This window comes from Leptospira idonii (assembly GCF_004770995.1).
In the GTDB taxonomy this organism is placed as follows: domain Bacteria; phylum Spirochaetota; class Leptospiria; order Leptospirales; family Leptospiraceae; genus Leptospira_A; species Leptospira_A idonii.
In genome coordinates this window covers 1-2127 of sequence record NZ_RQHW01000063.1, presented here as the reverse complement: position 1 = coordinate 2127, position 2127 = coordinate 1, and the positions used below count along the sequence as shown (strand labels likewise).

Sequence of the window (2127 nt, the reverse complement as noted above, 5' to 3'; positions counted from 1 at the left end):
TTCCGTCTTTCTACCGAGCATGCGTTCCAGACTTTTGATTCTTTGTTCGAGTTTTTTAACTTCAGATTGAGGAACTAGTTCTTCTTCGTTGAACCGATGTGATTACATGGATCGGTTCACTACTACTAGTAGTATTCATAGTTTTACTCCTATTATTTAGGAGCTAGCTGACTGTGTGGTTTGCAAGGGGGTAAGTCCACAAGGATCATTACAGATTAATTAATTTTAATAACATAAGCTTAATCATAGAGACTCCACCTAGATAAAACATTAAGAATAAGTTCATCAAACAAGTAAAGATACTATATTTATATAATTGCTTGTGATAAAAAACAATCTGTAAAAATGATATAAAGGATAGGACTAAAGTTATTGCTCCGAAAAGCTTACTCCTTTCAATCCCATCCCCGATTAGGTCTAAGTAAAAAGAGTAGTAGAGAGAACTAATCGACATAGAGATAAAAATTAAAATTGAATATATAAAGTAGAATGTTTTACAATATTTCAATATTTTTTCTTTTAGTTTTAATAAATTAACCTTAATTAAGATATTGCTCATAAAATTTCCCTTAGTGGCCTTGAATCAAGTCTATTTTACTACAAGACATAACTAAACCACATGGGTTATTGTTTTCTTGATTCAAGCAAGACATATTTAATCCACATTGCTTATTAGTAATATTTAATGGGATTACTGGTTTTGGTTGCGGAGTAGTTACTATGGGTTCTTTCCAATAGGTATTAAATTCATATTTAGTTTGCCTCTCTGCTAAATTTCTCGAAGCTGCATGGCCAGGCCTACCAGGCCTATCTTTATGCATCTGACTATGCGAGTTAGGATCGTCATTTAAGTCACCAATATCTGTCTGTCCCCATCCAACTACTCTAAAATATCCTGTACGAAGATCTGTTTGGAGTAAATTTCTAAATTGAGTATGTTTGCCTGATGTATCTCTCATAACCTCACTAAAAAGAGGAATATTTGATCCGTCTATTGAATCTAAATCTGCAATGTTATTTTCTTGTGCCCATAATTCTAAATAATTTGAATGTGAGTAGAAATCTTGAACTCCATGAGAAATCCTTCCAAGTGCCGCAAGCCGATCCGCTCTTGAGCCAGTTTGCATTGCGTTTCTTTGAGGATCTATGTAATTTTGGAAATTAGCAATGACTGCATCAAAATTAGCTAATGCATCAAAGTGATATTCAGGATGTAGCATGTGATTTTGAGCCGCATCTTGTCCATGATTTGCTGCAATTATAGCATCTATATCTTCTTCACTGAGGCCTGTTCCTTGAAGCGCAGCTCTTGTTATTTCTGTATGAATTGGAATTTCATAGTTATGCACTAGAACCCCATCTTCGCCGACAAGATAACTATGATTATCCCTGACTTCGAAGTTATAGACTTTAGTAGGCTGAATGTTGTAGAAGCGAATTGCTGTGATAGGAACCTCTTTGCCTTCCTTAAGTAGAACGATGTCTCCTACTTGAAGGTCTTTCACCTCTACCCAAGCATTCTTACCTACTACCCAGAAAGGGTGATTCCACGTTGTCTGAAGTATTTCATTGTCATTTATCTCTACATCAAACAATAACTCTACTTCATGAACAAATAATTCATAAACTTCTTTATACTCAAATTTTCGAGTCTCTTCGTTCCATGAGAGCACGATATCGCCGACTTGAATGTCTTCAATGTTCTTAAGTCCGTCTTTGGTATGGACTTTAGTCCCAGCAACAAAACAAGTTTTAGCAACGAAGACAGGTTTACCATCTTTATCATACTCAATAACACCAGAATGATCCCCATACTTCCCATCTAGTTGATCTGCAAAATCGGAGATAGATCCACCAATTCTCTCAAAGATGTCATCTCTAGATAAGTGCTGAGTTCGTTCTGCCATACCGTTCTTTTTCGCAGATGCCTTCTGAATGACAGCTTCTTTCTCGTCATCAGTTAAGTCATCCCAGCTCTTGCCTTCAGGAAGGACTCCACCATTAGCTTCCGCCCACTTTCGTTTAGCGGTATCTAGTTCTTTGGCTTTAAGATGAACGCTCTCAGAGATTTTTTGCATCGCTTCTCTGCTGGAAGCTTGAGAAGTAGCAATACCAGCCTTCCAATCC

The 2127-nt window shown here is 36.7% G+C and carries 1 protein-coding gene; it reads right to left on the bottom strand.

From position 1 onward, the window contains the following. Positions 1–569 precede the first annotated feature (569 nt). Positions 570–2127: polymorphic toxin-type HINT domain-containing protein (locus tag EHS15_RS16110; RefSeq protein ID WP_246052237.1), on the bottom strand; the 1558-nt coding region annotated here is incomplete at its 5' end.